17 protein-coding genes are annotated in these 18,352 nt (G+C 71.1%); 14 read left to right on the top strand and 3 right to left on the bottom strand.

All coding sequences use genetic code 11. The features are described 5' to 3' along the window. The first annotated feature begins 14 nt into the window (after positions 1-14). The 9 genes from AC07FJ_RS23405 (at position 15) to AC07FJ_RS23365 (ending at position 10,107) form a co-directional block, all read left to right on the top strand. Positions 15-767 (top strand): YebC/PmpR family DNA-binding transcriptional regulator, encoded by a 753-nt coding sequence (locus tag AC07FJ_RS23405; RefSeq protein ID WP_351823323.1) that lies wholly within the window; start codon positions 15-17, stop codon positions 765-767. Between the two features lie 121 nt (positions 768-888). Further along, on the top strand, positions 889-1,428 hold the full coding sequence (ruvC, locus tag AC07FJ_RS23400; RefSeq protein WP_361428862.1) for a crossover junction endodeoxyribonuclease RuvC: 540 nt from the start codon (positions 889-891) through the stop codon (positions 1,426-1,428). After that, on the top strand, positions 1,425-2,036 hold the full coding sequence (ruvA, locus tag AC07FJ_RS23395) for a Holliday junction branch migration protein RuvA (RefSeq protein WP_479051284.1): 612 nt from the start codon (positions 1,425-1,427) through the stop codon (positions 2,034-2,036). The genes ruvC and ruvA overlap by 4 nt, the downstream gene beginning before the upstream one ends. 20 nt (positions 2,037-2,056) lie before the next feature. Next, a complete protein-coding gene (gene ruvB, locus AC07FJ_RS23390; protein ID WP_361428858.1) occupies positions 2,057-3,145 on the top strand; it encodes a Holliday junction branch migration DNA helicase RuvB in 1,089 nt (362 codons plus the stop codon). Between the two features lie 176 nt (positions 3,146-3,321). Beyond that, positions 3,322-3,801 carry a preprotein translocase subunit YajC gene (gene yajC, locus AC07FJ_RS23385; protein ID WP_479051283.1) on the top strand — a complete coding sequence of 160 codons (480 nt, stop codon included), beginning with the start codon at positions 3,322-3,324 and terminating at the stop codon, positions 3,799-3,801. A gap of 153 nt (positions 3,802-3,954) precedes the next feature. Beyond that, on the top strand, positions 3,955-5,715 hold the full coding sequence (gene secD, locus AC07FJ_RS23380) for a protein translocase subunit SecD (protein WP_479051282.1): 1,761 nt from the start codon (positions 3,955-3,957) through the stop codon (positions 5,713-5,715). A 1-nt stretch (position 5,716) separates the two neighbouring features. Then, entirely contained in the window at positions 5,717-6,832 is a 1,116-nt protein-coding gene (secF, locus tag AC07FJ_RS23375; RefSeq protein WP_479051281.1) for a protein translocase subunit SecF, read from the top strand. Then, complete coding sequence (locus tag AC07FJ_RS23370) at positions 6,829-7,374, top strand: adenine phosphoribosyltransferase (protein WP_479051280.1); 546 nt, start codon at positions 6,829-6,831, stop codon at positions 7,372-7,374. Before secF ends, AC07FJ_RS23370 begins: the two co-directional genes overlap by 4 nt. A gap of 240 nt (positions 7,375-7,614) precedes the next feature. Then, positions 7,615-10,107 carry a RelA/SpoT family protein gene (locus AC07FJ_RS23365; protein WP_479051279.1) on the top strand — a complete coding sequence of 831 codons (2,493 nt, stop codon included), beginning with the start codon at positions 7,615-7,617 and terminating at the stop codon, positions 10,105-10,107. A 63-nt stretch (positions 10,108-10,170) separates the two neighbouring features. Here AC07FJ_RS23365 and AC07FJ_RS23360 read toward each other — a convergent pair whose 3' ends face one another. Together AC07FJ_RS23360 and AC07FJ_RS23355 are read right to left on the bottom strand one after the other, a co-directional pair. Continuing rightward, positions 10,171-11,400, bottom strand: coding sequence for a DUF349 domain-containing protein (locus AC07FJ_RS23360; protein WP_479051278.1), 1,230 nt, complete (start codon positions 11,398-11,400; stop codon positions 10,171-10,173). Positions 11,401-11,612: 212 nt separating this feature from the next. Next, on the bottom strand, positions 11,613-12,392 hold the full coding sequence (locus AC07FJ_RS23355; protein WP_479051277.1) for a peptidylprolyl isomerase: 780 nt from the start codon (positions 12,390-12,392) through the stop codon (positions 11,613-11,615). A gap of 167 nt (positions 12,393-12,559) precedes the next feature. On the opposite strand from AC07FJ_RS23355, the gene AC07FJ_RS23350 reads away from it, so the two are divergent. The 4 genes from AC07FJ_RS23350 (at position 12,560) to AC07FJ_RS23335 (ending at position 16,723) form a co-directional block, all read left to right on the top strand. Continuing rightward, on the top strand, positions 12,560-13,267 hold the full coding sequence (locus AC07FJ_RS23350) for an MBL fold metallo-hydrolase (protein ID WP_479051276.1): 708 nt from the start codon (positions 12,560-12,562) through the stop codon (positions 13,265-13,267). Between the two features lie 13 nt (positions 13,268-13,280). Continuing rightward, entirely contained in the window at positions 13,281-14,543 is a 1,263-nt protein-coding gene (hisS, locus tag AC07FJ_RS23345; RefSeq protein WP_479051275.1) for a histidine--tRNA ligase, read from the top strand. A gap of 130 nt (positions 14,544-14,673) precedes the next feature. Next, on the top strand, positions 14,674-15,294 hold the full coding sequence (locus AC07FJ_RS23340) for a vitamin K epoxide reductase family protein (RefSeq protein ID WP_479051274.1): 621 nt from the start codon (positions 14,674-14,676) through the stop codon (positions 15,292-15,294). A gap of 70 nt (positions 15,295-15,364) precedes the next feature. Then, positions 15,365-16,723, top strand: coding sequence for a replication-associated recombination protein A (locus tag AC07FJ_RS23335; protein WP_479051273.1), 1,359 nt, complete (start codon positions 15,365-15,367; stop codon positions 16,721-16,723). 14 nt (positions 16,724-16,737) lie between these two features. Here the strand turns inward: AC07FJ_RS23335 and AC07FJ_RS23330 are convergent, their stop codons facing one another. Then, on the bottom strand, positions 16,738-17,445 hold the full coding sequence (locus AC07FJ_RS23330) for a DUF2470 domain-containing protein (RefSeq protein ID WP_479051272.1): 708 nt from the start codon (positions 17,443-17,445) through the stop codon (positions 16,738-16,740). Positions 17,446-17,639: 194 nt separating this feature from the next. Between AC07FJ_RS23330 and rpsD the strand changes: the two genes are divergently transcribed. Next, complete coding sequence (rpsD, locus tag AC07FJ_RS23325) at positions 17,640-18,254, top strand: 30S ribosomal protein S4 (RefSeq protein ID WP_361428831.1); 615 nt, start codon at positions 17,640-17,642, stop codon at positions 18,252-18,254. Positions 18,255-18,352 lie beyond the last annotated feature (98 nt).

Here is an 18,352-nt window from a genome sequence, read left to right as displayed (position 1 = left end):
AAGGAGACAGGCAGATGTCCGGCCACTCTAAATGGGCTACGACGAAGCACAAGAAGGCCGTGATCGACGCCAAGCGCGGCAAGCTCTTCGCGAAGCTGATCAAGAACATCGAGGTCGCCGCCCGCACCGGCGGCGGCGACCCGGACGGCAACCCCACGCTCTACGACGCCATCCAGAAGGCGAAGAAGAGCTCCGTCCCGAACAAGAACATCGACTCCGCGGTCAAGCGCGGCGCCGGCCTGGAGGCCGGTGGCGCCGACTACGAGACGATCATGTACGAGGGCTACGGCCCGAACGGCGTCGCGGTGCTCATCGAGTGCCTCACCGACAACCGCAACCGCGCCGCCTCGGACGTCCGCGTCGCCATGACCCGCAACGGCGGCTCGATGGCCGACCCCGGCTCGGTGTCGTACCTGTTCAACCGCAAGGGCGTCGTCATCGTCCCCAAGGGCGAGCTGACCGAGGACGACGTGCTCGGCGCGGTCCTGGACGCCGGTGCCGAGGAGGTCAACGACCTCGGTGAGAGCTTCGAGGTCATCAGCGAGGCCACCGACCTGGTCGCGGTCCGCACCGCCCTCCAGGAGGCCGGCATCGACTACGACTCGGCCGACGCCAACTTCGTCCCGACCATGCAGGTCGAGCTCGACGAGGAGGGCGCGCGCAAGATCTTCAAGCTGATCGACGCGCTGGAGGACAGCGACGACGTGCAGAACGTCTTCGCCAACTTCGACGTCTCCGACGACGTCATGGCGAAGGTCGACGCCTGACCGACGCACGTACGCACGTACGCACGCACACGACGGGCCGACGGGACACACCCCGTCGGCCCGTCGCGTTGTCAGTGCCACCCGATAGCCTGCACGAACAGATTGACGAAGGAGGGGTGGCGTGCGTGTTCTCGGGGTGGACCCAGGGCTGACGCGGTGCGGCGTCGGTGTCGTCGAAGGCGTCGCCGGCCGTCCGTTGACGATGCTCGGCGTCGGTGTCGTGCGCACACCGGCCGACGCGGAGACCGGTCACCGTCTGGTCGCCATCGAGCGCGGCATAGAGGAGTGGCTCGACGAGCACCGCCCCGAAATGGTCGCCGTGGAGCGCGTCTTCAGCCAGCACAACGTCCGTACGGTCATGGGCACGGCCCAGGCCAGCGCCGTCGCCATCCTGTGCGCCTCGCGCCGCGGACTGCCCGTCGCCCTGCACACCCCCAGCGAGGTCAAGGCCGCCGTCACCGGCAGCGGCCGCGCCGACAAGGCGCAGGTCGGCGCCATGGTGACCCGCCTCCTGCGGCTCGACGCCCCGCCGAAACCGGCCGACGCCGCCGACGCCCTCGCCCTCGCCATCTGCCACATCTGGCGGGCCCCCGCCCAGAACCGGCTCCAGCAAGCCGTCGCCGCCCACCGGGCCATGACCGTGAAAGGCCGTACCGCATGATCGCCTTCGTGAGCGGCCCCGTCGCCGCGCTCGCCCCGACCACCGCCGTGATCGAGGTCGGCGGCGTCGGCATGGCCGTCCAGTGCGCGCCCAACACCATCGCCGGCCTGAAGGTCGGTCAGGAGGCCCGCCTCGCCACCTCGTTGGTCGTCCGGGAGGACTCCCTCACCCTGTACGGCTTCGCCGACGACGACGAGCGCCAGGTCTTCGAGCTGCTCCAGACCGCCAGCGGCGTCGGCCCGCGCCTCGCCCAGGCCATGCTCGCCGTGCACAGCCCCGACGCACTGCGCGCCGCGGTCGCCTCCGGCGACGAGAAGGCGCTCACCGCCGTCCCCGGCATCGGCAAGAAGGGCGCCCAGAAGCTGCTGCTGGAGCTCAAGGACCGGCTCGGCGAGCCCCTCGGCTCCGTACCCGCCGCCCGCGCCGCGACGGCCCCCCGCTCCTGGAGCGACCAGCTGCACGCCGCCCTGATCGGCCTCGGCTACGCCACGCGCGAGGCCGACGAGGCGGTCGCGGCCGTCACCCCGCAGGCCGAGGCGGCCGGCGGCGAGCCGCAGATCGGCCAGCTCCTCAAGGCCGCGCTCCAGACCCTCAACCGCACCCGCTGACCCCACGAGGCATTCGAACTGTGAACTGGGACGACACCGCACCCCCGGCCGACGACCCCGCGACCGCCCCCGCCGAGCGGCTGGTCGGCGCGGCCGCCGACGGCGAGGACCAGGCCGTCGAGGCCGCCCTGCGCCCCAAGTCGCTGGACGAGTTCGTGGGCCAGGAGCGGGTGCGCGAGCAGCTGGACCTGGTGCTCAAGGCGGCCCTCGCGCGCGGGGCCACCGCCGACCACGTGCTGCTCTCCGGCGCCCCCGGCCTCGGCAAGACCACCCTCTCCATGATCATCGCCGCCGAGATGGGCGCCCCCATCCGGATCACCTCCGGCCCCGCCATCCAGCACGCCGGCGACCTCGCCGCGATCCTCTCCTCCCTCCAGGAGGGCGAGGTCCTCTTCCTCGACGAGATCCACCGGATGTCCCGGCCCGCCGAGGAGATGCTCTACATGGCGATGGAGGACTTCCGCGTCGACGTCATCGTCGGCAAGGGCCCCGGCGCCACCGCCATCCCGCTGGAGCTGCCGCCCTTCACCCTGGTCGGCGCCACCACCCGGGCCGGACTGCTGCCGCCCCCGCTGCGCGACCGCTTCGGTTTCACCGCCCACATGGAGTTCTACGCCCCGAGCGAGCTGGAGCGGGTCGTCCACCGCTCCGCCCGGCTCCTCGACGTCGAGATCGAGGCGGACGGCGCCGCCGAGATCGCCGGCCGCTCCCGTGGCACGCCCCGCATCGCCAACCGCCTGCTGCGCCGCGTCCGCGACTACGCCCAGGTCAAGGCCGACGGCGTGATCACCCGCGAGATCGCCGCCACCGCGCTCGCGGTGTACGAGGTGGACGGCCGCGGCCTCGACCGGCTCGACCGGGCGGTCCTGCAGGCGCTCCTCAAGCTCTTCGGCGGCGGCCCGGTCGGTCTGTCCACGCTCGCCGTCGCCGTGGGCGAGGAGCGCGAGACCGTCGAGGAGGTCGCCGAGCCCTTCCTCGTACGGGAGGGGCTGCTGGCCCGTACGCCCAGGGGGCGGGTCGCGACGCCCGCCGCGTGGGCCCACCTCGGGCTCGTACCGCCGCAGGCCCACGGGCCGGGAAGCGGACAACAGGGGCTGTTCGGGGCGTGACGGCGAGGTCACTCGCCGGGCCCGGAACCACGGTGCCATGCTGGGCGTTGTTCCAATGATGCGGACTCGCCTAGACTCCGCCGATGCCGACCCTTCGGTCGGCGTACCCACCCCCGAAGACCAGGCCGCGGCCGACCCCGACGCCGACCGCGACCGTGCGAAGGATTTGTCGTCCCGTGGATATCGTGACCCTTCTCCCGTTCATCGTCCTCATCGGGGCCATGTTCCTGATGACCCGCTCCGCCAAGAAGAAGCAGCAGCAGGCAGCGGCGATGCGCAACCAGATGCAGCCCGGCTCCGGCGTGCGGACGATCGGGGGGATGTACGCCACCGTCAAGGAGGTCGGCGACGACACGGTCCTCCTCGAGGTTGCCCCGGGCGTCCACGCCGTCTACGCGAAGAACGCGATCGGCGCCGTCCTCGAGGACGAGGAGTACAACCGCATCGTCCACGGCGACACCGGCACCGACGCCGAGACCGACGAGGCCGTCGTCCCGGACGACATCTCCTCGCTCACCGAGGGTGACAAGATCGACCTCGGCAAGAAGGACGCGGCCGACGACGCCGGGACCGCTCCCGAGGCGATCGACGCCACCAAGGACGCCAAGGACGCCAAGACCGACGACAAGAGCGACGGCGACACCGACGCGAAGTAAGGCTGGCATCATCCGGGGACCGCGTGACGCCGCGCAGCGGCGTACCGCGGTCCGCGCGTCCGTGCCGACACACGCGGGGGAATCCCCACACCACTTCGTGGCCGCCTCGACGCTCACCCGGCGCGTGGCGGTTGGACAGGGAGAAACGAGAAGGTGGCAGCACCCAAGAAGGGCAGAGGGCAGACGACGGGGGGCCAGGGCAGGCCAGGGCGTGCCCTGGCCCTGATCCTGATCGTCATGGGCGCCCTGATCGGCGGGATGTTCGCGTCGGGTGACCTCACCCCGCGCCTGGGCATCGACCTCGCCGGCGGCACGAGCATCACGCTCAGGGCGGAGAACCAGCCCGGCAAGCCGGACTCCATCAACAACACCAACATGCAGACCGCGATCGGCATCATCGAACGCCGCGTCAACGGTCTGGGTGTCTCGGAGGCGGAGGTCCAGCAGCAGGGCGAGCGGCACATCATCGTCAACATCCCCAAGGCGACGGACTCCAAGCAGGCCCGCGAGCAGGTCGGCACCACCGCCCAGCTGTACTTCCGGCCGGTGATCACCGCCGCCGGCAGCGGCCCCATCGAGGAGCCCCCCGCCGCGAGCGGCTCCCCGAGCCCCAGCGCCAGCCCCAGCGGCAAGGCCACGCCCAGCGGCAAGGCGACCCCCTCGCCCAGCGCCACCACTCAGGGCCGCGCCGTCCCGGACGCCCTGAAGAAGGCCCCCTCGCCGTCGGCGACCCCTTCCGGCAAGCCGGCCCCGTCCGGCAGCCCGACCGGCACCCCGCAGCCGTCCGGTTCCGCCGACGCGGGCGCCGCCGGCCTGGAAGCGCAGTTCGCCGCGCTGGACTGCCGCCCGAAGGGCGAGAAGAAGGAAGTGCCCAACCCGGCGCGCAACGCCGACCCGGCCAAGCCCACCGTGGCCTGCGGCACCAAGGGCGACGCCAAGTACATCCTCGGCCCGTCCGAGGTCGAGGGCACGGACGTCGACGAGGCCAAGGGCGTCCTCGACCCGACCCGCAACATGTGGATCGTCCAGCTCGGCTTCACCGACAAGGGCGCCAAGAAGTTCGCCGCCACCACCGGCAAGCTCGCCTCGCAGGCCCCGCCGCAGAACCAGTTCGCGATCATGCTCGACGGCCAGGTGGTCTCCGCCCCGTCCGTCAACAGCGTCATCGGCGGCGGCAGCGCCGAGATCACCGGCAGCTTCAACCAGGAGTCCGCCACCGACCTGGCCAACGTCCTGTCCTACGGCGCGCTCCCGCTCTCCTTCGAGGAGGAGAGCGTCGACACCGTCAGCCCGGCGCTCGGCGGTGAGCAGCTCATGGCCGGCCTGATCGCCGGCGCCATCGGCCTCGCGCTCGTCGTGATCTACCTGGTGGTGTACTACCGGGGTCTGGCGCTCATCGCGCTCCTCAGCCTCCTGGCCTCCGCGGTCCTCACCTACGCCCTGATGGCGCTCCTCGGCCCGGCCATCGGCTTCGCGCTGAACCTGCCGGCCGTCTGCGGCGCCATCGTCGCGATCGGTATCACCGCGGACTCGTTCATCGTGTACTTCGAACGCATCCGTGACGAGATCCGCGAGGGCCGCACGCTCCGCCCGGCCGTCGAGCGGGCCTGGCCGCGCGCCCGGCGCACCATCCTCGTCTCCGACTTCGTGTCCTTCCTCGCCGCCGCGGTGCTGTTCATCGTGACCGTCGGCAAGGTGCAGGGCTTCGCGTTCACGCTCGGCCTGACGACCCTCCTCGACGTCGTCGTCGTGTTCCTCTTCACCAAGCCGCTGATGACGCTGTTCGCCCGGACGAAGTTCTTCGGCAGCGGCCACGCGTGGTCGGGACTGGACCCCAAGCGCCTCGGAGTCAAGCCTCCGCTGCGCCGCTCGCGCCGTTCCGCCTCCGCGACCATCGACCCGAAGGAGGCGTGAGATGTCACGACTCGGCACCCTCGGCGCCCGCCTGTACCGCGGTGAGGTCGGTTACGACTTCGTCGGCAAGCGGATGCTCTGGTACGGCGTCTCCATCCTGATCACCATCACGGCCATCGCCGGACTGCTGATCCAGGGCCTCAACATGGGCATCGAGTTCAAGGGCGGCGTGGTCATCACCACCCCCAAGACCTCGGTGTCCGTCGCCGAGGCCAGGGACGCCACCGCGGAGGTCTCCGGCCACACCCCGATCGTCCAGGAGCTGGGCAACGGCGGCCTGCGCATCCAGATCAGCGACGTGGACACGGCCAAGGCCGACAAGATCGCCACGGCGCTTGCCGACGACCTGAAGGTCCCCGAGGACCAGCTCAACGCCCAGCAGGTCGGCCCGAGCTGGGGCGAGCAGATCGCCAACAAGGCCTGGACGGGCCTCGGCGTCTTCATGGTCCTCGTGGTGATCTACCTGGCGATCGCCTTCGAGTGGCGCATGGCGCTCGCCGCGCTGATCGCCCTGATCCACGACCTCACCATCACGGTCGGCATCTACGCCCTGGTCGGCTTCGAGGTCACGCCGGGCACCGTGATCGGTCTGCTCACGATCCTCGGTTACTCCCTCTACGACACCGTCGTCGTCTTCGACGGTCTCAAGGAGGCGTCGAAGGACATCACCAAGCAGACACGCTGGACGTACAGCGAGATCGCCAACCGCAGCCTCAACAGCACGCTGGTGCGCTCCATCAACACCACCGTGGTGGCGCTGCTGCCGGTCGCGGGCCTGCTCTTCATCGGCGGCGGCTTCCTGGGCGCCGGCATGCTGAACGACATCTCGCTGTCGCTCTTCGTCGGCCTCGCCGCCGGCGCGTACTCCTCGATCTTCATCGCCACACCGCTGGTCGCCGACCTCAAGGAGCGCGACCCGCAGATGAAGGCGCTGAAGAAGCGCGTCCTGGCCAAGCGGGCCGCCGCCGCCAAGGGCGAGTCCGCCTCCGCCGACGCCACGGACGGCGGCGGCGAGCCGCAGGACGGCGCGGACCAGGACGGCGACGACGCGACGCCCGCCGGGGCCGTCGTCGGCCAGCGCCGTCAGCCGACCCGCGGCCGGGGGAAGAGGCGATGACCGACAGCAGTACGCGGGAACTCCTGCTCAGCCGCATCCGGGACGTCCCGGACTACCCCAAGCCGGGCGTGGTCTTCAAGGACATCACCCCGCTGCTCGCCGACCCGAAGGCGTTCCACGCCCTCACCGGCGCGCTGGCCGAGCTCTGCGTCCGCAGCGGCGCCACCAAGATCGTCGGCCTGGAGGCGCGCGGCTTCATCCTCGCCGCGCCGGTCGCCGTCACCGCGCAGCTGGGCTTCATCCCCGTCCGCAAGGCGGGCAAGCTGCCCGGGGCCACGCTGAGCCAGGCGTACGACCTGGAGTACGGCTCCGCCGAGATCGAGGTGCATGCCGAGGACCTGCTCCCCGGTGACCGCGTGATGGTCATCGACGACGTCCTCGCCACCGGCGGCACCGCCGAGGCCGCGCTGGAGCTCATCCGGCGGGCCGGCGCGGAGGTCGCGGGCGTCGCGGTCCTCATGGAGCTCGGCTTCCTGGGCGGCCGGGCCCGCCTGGAGCCCGCTTTGGGCGACGCGCCGCTGGAGGCGCTCATCACGCTCTGACCGCGCGAGGCAGGCACGTACGACGGGCGCCCGGGGAACACCCCCGCGGCGCCCGTCGTCGTACCCGCCACCTGTACCCGGCTCGTACGTGCCACCTGTACCCGCGGCCCGTGCCCGCGGCGGTCCCGTACCCGCCGCCCGCGCCCGCCCCCCAACCGCGTGAAGCACCCGGCCGCCCGGGTCGATACCATGGGTGTCCGGGCTCGACCGGGGGACCCGGGACCCGCACGAGGAGCGCTCTTGCCAGACGAGGCCCAGCCACTCTCCGCCGCGAAACCCGACCAGCGGGCCGACCAGGCCGCGGCGACCCCAGCCACGCCCCAGAACCGGAACGAGCCCGCGGAGGGCGCGCCCAGGCCCCCGGCCACCCCGCAGCGCCCCTCCGGCCCGGCCCCCGTCTCGGCCCCGAAGCCCACCACGCCCGCCGCCGCCCGCTCCGGCGGCTCCTCCAACCGCGTCCGGGCCCGCCTCGCCCGGCTCGGCGTGCAGCGCTCGTCGCCGTACAACCCGGTCCTGGAGCCCCTGCTGCGCATAGTCCGCAGCAACGACCCGAAGATCGAGACGTCGACCCTCCGCCAGATCGAGCGCGCCTACCAGGTCGCCGAGCGCTGGCACCGCGGCCAGAAGCGCAAGAGCGGCGACCCGTACATCACGCACCCGCTCGCCGTCACCACCATCCTCGCCGAGCTCGGCATGGACCCCGCGACGCTGATGGCGGGCCTCCTCCACGACACCGTCGAGGACACCGAGTACGGCCTGGAGCAGCTGCGCAAGGACTTCGGCGACCAGGTCGCCCTCCTCGTCGACGGCGTCACCAAGCTCGACAAGGTCAAGTTCGGCGAGGCCGCGCAGGCCGAGACCGTCCGCAAGATGGTCGTCGCCATGGCCAAGGACCCGCGCGTCCTGGTCATCAAGCTCGCCGACCGCCTGCACAACATGCGCACCATGCGCTACCTCAAGCGCGAGAAGCAGGAGAAGAAGGCGCGCGAGACCCTGGAGATCTACGCGCCGCTCGCCCACCGCCTGGGCATGAACACCATCAAGTGGGAGCTCGAGGACCTCGCCTTCGCGATCCTCTACCCCAAGATGTACGACGAGATCGTCCGCCTCGTCGCCGAGCGCGCCCCCAAGCGCGACGAGTACCTCGCCACCGTCATCGACGAGGTCCAGTCCGACCTGCGCGCCGCCCGCATCAAGGCGACCGTCACCGGCCGCCCGAAGCACTACTACAGCGTCTACCAGAAGATGATCGTCCGCGGCCGTGACTTCGCGGAGATCTACGACCTGGTGGGCATCCGCGTTCTCGTCGACACGGTCCGCGACTGCTACGCCGCCCTCGGCACCGTCCACGCGCGATGGAACCCGGTCCCCGGCCGGTTCAAGGACTACATCGCGATGCCGAAGTTCAACATGTACCAGTCGCTCCACACGACGGTCATCGGCCCCAACGGCAAGCCCGTCGAGCTGCAGATCCGCACCTTCGACATGCACCGCCGCGCCGAGTACGGCATCGCCGCCCACTGGAAGTACAAGCAGGAGGCCGTCGCCGGCGCCTCCAAGGTGCGCACCGACGTACCGAAGAAGGCCGGCAAGGACGACCACATCAACGACATGGCGTGGCTGCGCCAGCTGCTCGACTGGCAGAAGGAGACCGAGGACCCCAGCGAGTTCCTGGAGTCCCTGCGCTTCGACCTCTCCCGCAACGAGGTCTTCGTCTTCACCCCGAAGGGTGACGTGATAGCGCTGCCCGCCGGGGCGACGCCGGTCGACTTCGCGTACGCCGTCCACACCGAGGTCGGCCACCGCACCATAGGAGCGCGGGTCAACGGACGGCTCGTCCCGCTGGAGTCCACCCTCGACAACGGCGACCTGGTGGAGGTCTTCACCTCCAAGGCCGCCGGCGCCGGACCCTCCCGCGACTGGCTGGGCTTCGTCAAGTCGCCCCGGGCCAGGAACAAGATCCGCGCCTGGTTCTCCAAGGAGCGCCGCGACGAGGCGATCGAGCAGGGCAAGGACGCCATCGCGCGCGCCATGCGCAAGCAGAACCTGCCGATCCAGCGCATCCTCACCGGCGACTCGCTGGTCACGCTCGCGCACGAGATGCGCTACAGCGACATCTCCTCGCTCTACGCGGCGATCGGCGAGGGCCACGTCACCGCCCAGTCCATCGTCCAGAAGCTGGTGCAGGCGCTCGGCGGCGAGGAGGCCGCCAGCGAGGACATCGCCGAGTCGGCGCCGCCCAGCCGCGGCCGCGGCAAGCGCCGCACCAAGGCCGACCCGGGCGTCGTGGTCAAGGGCGTCGAGGACGTCTGGGTCAAGCTGGCCCGCTGCTGTACGCCGGTGCCGGGCGACCCGATCATCGGCTTCGTCACCCGCGGCAGCGGCGTATCGGTTCACCGCGCCGACTGCGTCAACGTCGACTCGCTCTCGCAGCAGCCCGAGCGGATCCTCGACGTCGAGTGGGCGCCGACCCAGTCGTCCGTCTTCCTGGTCGCCATCCAGGTCGAGGCGCTGGACCGCTCCCGGCTCCTGTCGGACGTCACCCGGGTGCTGTCCGACCAGCACGTCAACATCCTGTCGGCGGCCGTCCAGACCTCCCGCGACCGCGTCGCCACCTCCCGCTTCACCTTCGAGATGGGCGATCCCAAGCACCTGGGCCACGTCCTGAAGGCGGTGCGCGGCGTGGAGGGCGTGTACGACGTCTACCGCGTGACCTCGGCCCGCCGACCGTGATGACGTAACGGAAGATGGCCCCGACCACGGTCGGGGCCATCTTCCGTTACGCGATGGCGGGTGTCAGCCGCCGAACTCCTGCAGACCCTTCAGCGCCTGGTCCAGCAGCGCCTGCCGGCCCTCCAGCTCACGCGCCAGCTTGTCGGCCTTGGCGTCGTTGCCCGCCGCCCGGGCCGCGTCGATCTGCTTCTTCAGCTTGTCGACCGCGTCCTGGAGCTGCCCCGTCAGACCCGCCGCACGCGCGCGTGCCTCCGGGTTCGTACGCCGCCACTCGGCCTCCTCGGCCTCCTGGATCGCCCGCTCCACGGCGTGCATCCGGCCCTCGACCTTCGGGCGGGCGTCACGCGGTACGTGGCCGATGGCCTCCCAGCGCTCGTTGATGGCCCGGAAGGCCGCGCGGGCCGCCTTCAGGTCCGTCACCGGCACCAGCTTCTCGGCCTCGCCCGCGAGCTCCTCCTTCAGCTTGAGGTTCTCGGCCTGCTCGGCGTCACGCTCCGCGAAGACCTCGCTGCGCGCCGCGAAGAAGACGTCCTGGGCGCCGCGGAAACGGTTCCACAGCTCGTCCTCGTGCTCGCGCTGGGCGCGGCCCGCCGCCTTCCACTCCGCCATCAGCTCGCGGTAGCGGGCGGCCGTGACACCCCAGTCCGTGGACCCGGAGAGCGCCTCCGCCTCGGCGACCAGCTTCTCCTTGACCTTGCGGGCCTCCTCGCGCTGCGCGTCCAGCGACGCGAAGTGCGCCTTGCGCCGCTTGGAGAACGCCGAGCGGGCGTGCGAGAAGCGGTGCCACAGCTCGTCGTCGGACTTCCGGTCGAGCCGGGGCAGGCCCTTCCAGGTGTCCACCAGCGCGCGCAGCCGCTCGCCCGCGGCCCGCCACTGCTCGCTCTGGGCCAGCTCCTCGGCCTCGACGACCAGCGCCTCCTTGGCCTTGCCGGCCTCGTCGGTCTGCTTGGCCTTCTGGGCCTTGCGCTGCTCGCGCCGCGCCTCGACCGTCTCGACCAGCTGGTCCAGCCGCTTGCGCAGCGCGTCGAGGTCACCCACGGCGTGGTGCTCGTCCACCTGCTGACGGATGTGGTCGATCGCGGCCATCGCGTCCTTGGCCGACAGATCGGTGGTCTTCACCCGCTTCTCGAGGAGGCCGATTTCGACCACCAAGCCCTCGTACTTGCGCTCGAAGTAGGCCAGCGCCTCCTCGGGAGAACCGGCCTGCCACGATCCGACGACCTGCTCGCCGTCGGCTGTACGCACGTACACGGTGCCCGTCTCGTCGACGCGGCCCCACGGGTCGCTGCTCACAGCGCCTCCTCCACATGATGCCGACGAGGGCGGTCACCCCCGGGCATCGTCCACAGTTCCCTGACGGGCCTCGCCCGCCCTCCACAACGCGACAGTCGAGGTCGCGCTGCACAACGCCAATCTAGGCGACCGGCCGCCCGGCTGTCCGCACTCAGCGCGACCGAAATTCGGCAGTTCACGCGTCACTCCGCCCCGGGCGGGGGCGAGGGGCCTCACGCCTTGCCGACGGTGGCCTTCTCGATGGTCACGGCCTTCTTCGGCGCGCCGTCGGTGGTGCCGCCCTCGACCCCGCCCTCGGCGATCTTCTGCACGGCCTTCAGGCCGGCCGCGTCCATCGTGCCGAAGGGGGTGAACTGCGGGGGCAGCTTGGTGTCCTTGTAGACCAGGAAGAACTGGCTGCCGCCGGTGTTCGGCTGCATGGTGTTGGCCATCGCCACCGTCCCGGCGGGGAAGGTCACCGTGCCGTCCGCGCCCGCCTTGCCCAGCGCGGTCAGGTTCTCGTCCGGGATGGTGTAGCCCGGGCCGCCCGTGCCGTCGCCCTTCGGGTCGCCGCACTGGAGCACGAAGATGCCCTGGGTGGTCAGGCGGTGGCATTTGGTGCCGTCGAAGTACTTCTTGTCCGCGAGGTGCTGGAACGAGTTCACCGTGCGCGGGGTCTTCGCCGCGTCCATGGCGATCTTGACGTCGCCGTGGTTCGTGGTGAGCGCCATCGTGTACTTCGCCTTGGCGTCGATGGCCATCTTCGGCTCCGGCGAGGAGCTCTCGCTCGCGGTCGGCGACGGCGGGAGCTCGACCGGCTTCTTCGCGTCCGCGGCGGACTCGGAGCGGAAGGTGGTGTACGCCCCGGCACCGACCACCAGCACCGCGACGACCGAGGCGATGATGACCGTGTTGCGGCGCTTGGCCTTCTTGCGGGCCTCCTCACGGCGCTTCATCTGCCGCTCGTACTTCTCCCTGGCGAGCTGGCGCCGCCGCTGATCGCTGCTGACCACCGGGTGTCTCTCCTTGTCGGTTGTCGGTCGGTTGTCGGCCGTCCGTCCGTTCCCACCTGTCCTGGCGGAGCGTGCCCGTACCGTATACGGGTTGGCTGTGGAATGAGCAGCGCCGGTAGGCTCTGATCTGCTGCATTCTTCCGCCGGACGACTTTTTAAGGACGATCGTGCTCATTGCCGGGTTCCCCGCCGGGGCCTGGGGGACCAATTGCTACCTGGTCGCCCCCGCCGCAGGCGAGGAGTGCGTGATCATCGACCCGGGCCACCAGGCCGCCCAGGGAGTCGAGGAGACGCTCAGGAAGCATCGGCTGAAGCCCGTCGCCGTCGTGCTGACCCACGGCCACATCGACCACGTCGCCTCCGTCGTCCCGGTCTGTGGCGCCCATGACGTACCCGCGTGGATCCACCCCGCCGACCGGTACATGATGAGCGACCCGGAGAAGGCCCTCGGCCGCTCCATCGGGATGCCGCTGATGGGGGAGCTGACGGTGGGGGAGCCGGACGACGTCCACGAGCTCACCGACGGGGCGAAGCTGAGCCTGGCGGGTCTGGAGCTCACCGTGTCGCACGCGCCCGGCCATACCAAGGGGTCGGTGACCTTCGGCATGCCCGAGGCGGCGGACATCCCGCCCGTCTTCTTCTCGGGCGACCTGCTGTTCGCCGGCTCCATCGGACGCACCGACCTGCCGGGCGGTGACATGGACGAGATGCTCGCGTCGCTGGCCCGCGTGTGCCTGCCGCTCGACGACTCGACCGTGGTGCTGTCCGGCCACGGCCCCCAGACGACCATCGGCCGCGAGCGCGCCACCAACCCGTATCTGCGGGAGGTGGCGGCCGGCCAGGGAGCGGGCCCCGCTCCCCGACGAGGAATGTGACGAGAGACCTTCCGTGAGTACTTTCCAGGCCCCCAAGGGCACGTACGACCTGCTTCCGCCGCGCTCCGCGACGTTCCTCGCCGTGCGCGAGGCGATCTCCACGCCGCTGAAGAACTCCGGCTACGGGTACGTCGAGACCCCCGGCTTCGAGAACGTCGAGCTGTTCGCGCGCGGTGTCGGCGAGTCCACCGACATCGTCACCAAGGAGATGTACGCCTTCGAGACCAAGGGCGGCGACAAGCTGGCCCTCCGCCCCGAAGGCACCGCGTCCGTGCTGCGCGCGGCGCTGGAGGCCAACCTGCACAAGCAGGGCAACCTCCCCGTCAAGCTCTGGTACTCGGGCTCGTACTACCGCTATGAGAAGCCTCAGGCAGGCCGCTACCGCCACTTCTCGCAGGTCGGCGCCGAGGCGATCGGCGCCGAGGACCCGGCGCTCGACGCCGAGCTGATCATCCTCGCCGACCAGGCGTACCGCTCGCTGGGCCTGCGTGAGTTCCGCATCCTGCTGAACTCGCTCGGCGACAAGGAGTGCCGCCCGGTCTACCGCGAGGCCCTCCAGGGCTTCCTGCGCGACCTCGACCTCGACGAGGACACCCGCCGCCGCGTGGAGATCAACCCGCTGCGCGTCCTCGACGACAAGCGCGCCGAGGTGCAGAAGCAGCTGGTCGGCGCCCCGCTCCTGCGCGACTACCTGTGCGACGCGTGCAAGGCGTACCACGAGCAGGTGCGCGAGCTGCTGACGGCGGCGGGCGTCGCCTTCGAGGACGACGAGAGGCTGGTGCGCGGCCTGGACTACTACACGCGCACCACCTTCGAGTTCGTCCACGACGGCCTGGGCTCCCAGTCGGCGGTCGGCGGCGGCGGCCGCTACGACGGCCTCTCCGAGATGATCGGCGGTCCCGCCCTGCCGTCCGTCGGCTGGGCGCTCGGCGTCGACCGCACGGTCCTCGCCCTGGAGGCGGAGGGCATCACGCTCGACCTGCCGGCCACCACCAGCGTCTACGCCGTGCCGCTGGGCGACGAGGCGCGCCGGACCCTGTTCGGCATCGTCACCGAGCTGCGCCGGGCCGGGGTCGCGACCGACTTCGCGTACGGGGGCCGGGGCCTCAAGGGGGCCATGAAGATGGCCAACAGGTCGGGCGCCCGGTACACGCTCGTCGCCGGCGAGCGCGACCTCGCCGACGGCGTGGTCCAGCTCAAGGACATGGAGTCCGGCGAGCAGGAGGCGGTCGCGCTGGACGCGGTCGTCGAGATCCTGCAGGCCCGCTACGCCTGACACGCACGCCCGGGGCGGGGTCCGGTCATGGCCGGACCCCGCCCTTCTTATGTCCACCGAACGGCGGACGGTGGCCCGCGTGCGGCAAAATGACCCCTGCCCACCAGCCTCCGAACGATGGAACGGCGATATGACGACTGCGACGGTTCACGACGGGTCCCCGGACTCCCGTACGGGCACGGGGGCGAGCCGGGCGTTCGCGTGGATGCTGGTGGTCACGGGGGCGGCGGGGCTGCTCGCGGCGTGGGTGATCACGCTGGACAAGTTCAAGCTGCTGGAGGACCCGACCTTCCAGCCGGGCTGCAGCCTGAACCCGGTCGTCTCCTGCGGCAACATCATGAAGAGCGAGCAGGCGTCGGCCTTCGGCTTCCCCAACCCGATGCTCGGCCTGGTCACGTACGCCATGGTGATCGCCATCGGCGTCGCCCTGCTCGCCGGTGCCCGCTACCGCCGCTGGTACTGGCTCGGGCTGAACGCGGGCACGCTCTTCGGCGTCGGCTTCTGCATGTGGCTGATGTACCAGTCGCTGTACGAGATCAACGCGCTGTGCCTGTGGTGCTCGCTGGCGTGGGTCGCGACCATCGTCATGTTCTGGTACGTGACCTCGCACAACGTCCGCAACGGGCTGCTGCCCGCGCCCCGCGCGCTGCGCGGTTTCCTCGACGAGTTCACCTGGGTCCTGCCGGCCGTCCACATCGGGATCATCGGGATGCTGATCCTGACCCGCTGGTGGGACTTCTGGACCAGCTGACGTGAGCCCGGCTGACGTGAGCCGGGCGGCCCGGCCGGGAGTGTCAGTGGGCTGACATAGGCTTCTGGATGTGGAGCCCGACCTCTTTACCGCCGCAGCCGAAGACCGCCAGGAGAAGGACCCGGCCGGCCGACCCCTGGCCGTCCGGATGCGCCCGCGCACCCTCGACGAGGTCGTCGGCCAGCAGCATCTGCTCAAGCCCGGATCCCCGCTGCGCCGCCTGGTGGGCGAGGGCTCCGGGGGCCCGGCGGGCGCCTCGTCCGTGATCCTGTGGGGTCCGCCGGGCACGGGCAAGACCACCCTGGCGTACGTCGTCTCCAAGGCGACCAACAAGCGCTTCGTGGAGCTCTCCGCGATCACGGCCGGCGTCAAGGAGGTCCGCGCGGTCATCGACGGCGCCCGCCGCGCCACCGGTGGCTTCGGCAAGGAGACCGTCCTCTTCCTCGACGAGATCCACCGCTTCAGCAAGGCCCAGCAGGACTCGCTCCTGCCCGCCGTGGAGAACCGCTGGGTCACCCTCATCGCCGCCACCACCGAGAACCCGTACTTCTCGGTGATCTCCCCGCTGCTCTCCCGCTCGCTCCTGCTCACCCTGGAGCCGCTCACCGACGACGACATCAGCGGCCTGCTGGAGCGCGCGCTCACCGACGAGCGCGGCCTGGGCGGCGCGGTCACCCTGCCCGAGGACGCCCGGGCGCATCTGCTGCGGATCGCGGGCGGCGACGCCCGCCGGGCGCTGACCGCGCTGGAGGCGGCCGCCGGAGCGGCGATGGCCAAGGGGGAGCCGGAGATCACCCTCTCCACCCTGGAGGAGACGGTCGACCGGGCGGCGGTGAAGTACGACCGGGACGGCGACCAGCACTACGACGTGGCGAGCGCGCTGATCAAGTCGATCCGCGGTTCGGACGTGGACGCGGCGCTGCACTACCTGGCGCGGATGATCGAGGCGGGGGAGGACCCGCGGTTCATCGCCCGCCGGCTGATGATCTCCGCCAGCGAGGACATCGGGCTCGCGGACCCGACCGCCCTGCCCCTCGCGGTCGCGGCGGCCCAGGCGGTGGCCATGATCGGCTTCCCGGAGGCGGCCCTCACCCTGAGCCACGCCACGATCGCACTCGCCCTCGCCCCGAAGTCGAACGCCGCGACGACGGCGATCTCCGCGGCCCGGGAGGACGTACGCAACGGGCTGGCGGGACCGGTCCCGCCCCATCTGCGCGACGGGCACTACAAGGGCGCGGCCAAGCTGGGCCACGCCCAGGGATACGTCTACCCCCACGACGTCCCGGGCGGTATCGCCGCCCAGCAGTACGCGCCGGACGCGATCCACGGCAGGCGGTACTACGAACCCACGCGGTACGGCGCGGAGGCGCGGTACGCGGACGTGGTGGAGAAGGTGCGCGAGCGACTGCGGGGCGAAGGCACCGCGTAGCCGGCGCCCGGGCGTCAGCTCCGCGCGGCCTGGAAGAGGGTGTGCATGGCCCGCCGCAGCCCGTTGACGTCGCGCACGGGCGCGGGGAAGTCGAAGCGCGCGTCGAAGCAACGCCCGGCCGTGTCCCGGCACCGCACCCGCAGCCCGAACCGGTCCAGCGCGAGCGGCACCACACGCTCCACCTCCTGCGCGTGCTGGGCGCCCTGCGCGTCGTCGCGTTCGAGCAGGGCGCTCAGGGCCTGGACGTGGTCGTCGTGGGTGGCGGCGAGGTGCTGGAGCAGCTCGGTCTCGTACGCGGTGAGGGGGTCGGGCCGGGCGGCCGCGAAGTCCTCGGAACCGACCATCGCGTCGCCCCACAGGTCGTCGACGTACACCTCGCCGACCTCCAGGCGCAGCATCATGTGGCCGGGGGCGGCGATGCCGGGCGCGCAGGTCAGCCAGCCGGAGACCCAGGCACGGCCGCGGATCCGGTCCGGGACGGCGACCGGGGCGACGTCGGTCAGCTCCAGTACGGCGGGCAGTTCGTCGTCCTGCGCGTGCGTCGCGGCCCGTACGGCCGGGGAGTCCGCGGGGTACAGCAGGAAGACCTCGCCCTCGGTGCCGACGGTCCGCGCGTCGGGCACCAGCTGGTCGGGGCGGGCGCCGTCGGTCCCGGGCGCGACCAGTACCGCGGAGCATGTACTCTGTACGAGAGTTCGTGTGCGCTCGGCTGCTGACGGCATCCGCGCGATTTCAAGCCCGCTGGGACGCGGCTGACCATGAGCTGATCGGACCTCCGTCACATCGACGCTCTGCGAGGCAGGAGCGTCGCTCTTTGTGCTGCAGTCTGTGATGCGCGTGGTGTTCCCAGGGCTCGACATGCGATCTCCTTGATTAAGGTAAGCCTAACCTAACCTATATCGGAGGTCTGGAGAACGTGCCTAACCAGTCGCGTCCCAAGGTCAAGAAGTCCCGTGCGCTCGGTATCGCGCTGACGCCGAAGGCCGTCAAGTACTTCGAGGCTCGCCCCTACCCGCCGGGTGAGCACGGCCGTGGCCGCAAGCAGAACTCGGACTACAAGGTCCGTCTGCTCGAGAAGCAGCGTCTGCGCGCCCAGTACGACATCAGCGAGCGCCAGATGGCGCGCGCCTACGACCGCGCCAAGAAGGCCGAGGGCAAGACGGGCGAGGCGCTGGTCGTCGAGCTCGAGCGCCGCCTCGACGCCCTGGTCCTGCGTTCGGGCATCGCCCGCACCATCTACCAGGCCCGCCAGATGGTCGTCCACGGCCACATCGAGGTCAACGGCGGCAAGGTCGACAAGCCGTCCTTCCGCGTGCGCCCCGACGACGTCGTCATGGTCCGCGAGCGCAGCCGCAGCAAGACGCTGTTCCAGGTCGCCCGCGAGGGTGGCTTCGCCCCCGAGGGTGAGACCCCGCGCTACCTCCAGGTCAACCTGAAGGCCCTGGCCTTCCGCCTGGACCGCGAGCCGAACCGCAAGGAAATCCCGGTCATCTGCGACGAGCAGCTGGTCGTCGAGTACTACGCCCGCTGACGCAGGCGTAGCCCTCACCGGCTTCGAGCCCGCCGCCTCCCGTTGGGAAGGCGGCGGGCTCTCCGCGTTTCCGGGCCGCGTTCCGCGGCCCCGCCGCC

Source organism: Streptomyces sp. NPDC045998 (genome assembly GCF_056430285.1).
Note: the sequence above shows the minus strand (reverse complement) of the source record. Positions and strands in the feature narration are given on the sequence as shown.

Excerpts from the sequence above, each read along its gene's own strand:
- secF (WP_479051281.1), top strand. The coding sequence starts at position 5,717 with ATGTCACGACTCGGCACCCTCGGCGCCCGCCTGTACCGCGGTGAGGTC.
- AC07FJ_RS23370 (WP_479051280.1), top strand. The coding sequence starts at position 6,829 with ATGACCGACAGCAGTACGCGGGAACTCCTGCTCAGCCGCATCCGGGAC.
- ruvA (WP_479051284.1), top strand. The coding sequence starts at position 1,425 with ATGATCGCCTTCGTGAGCGGCCCCGTCGCCGCGCTCGCCCCGACCACC.
- AC07FJ_RS23340 (WP_479051274.1), top strand. The coding sequence starts at position 14,674 with ATGACGACTGCGACGGTTCACGACGGGTCCCCGGACTCCCGTACGGGC.
- AC07FJ_RS23330 (WP_479051272.1), bottom strand. The coding sequence starts at position 17,445 with ATGCCGTCAGCAGCCGAGCGCACACGAACTCTCGTACAGAGTACATGC.
- AC07FJ_RS23405 (WP_351823323.1), top strand. The coding sequence starts at position 15 with ATGTCCGGCCACTCTAAATGGGCTACGACGAAGCACAAGAAGGCCGTG.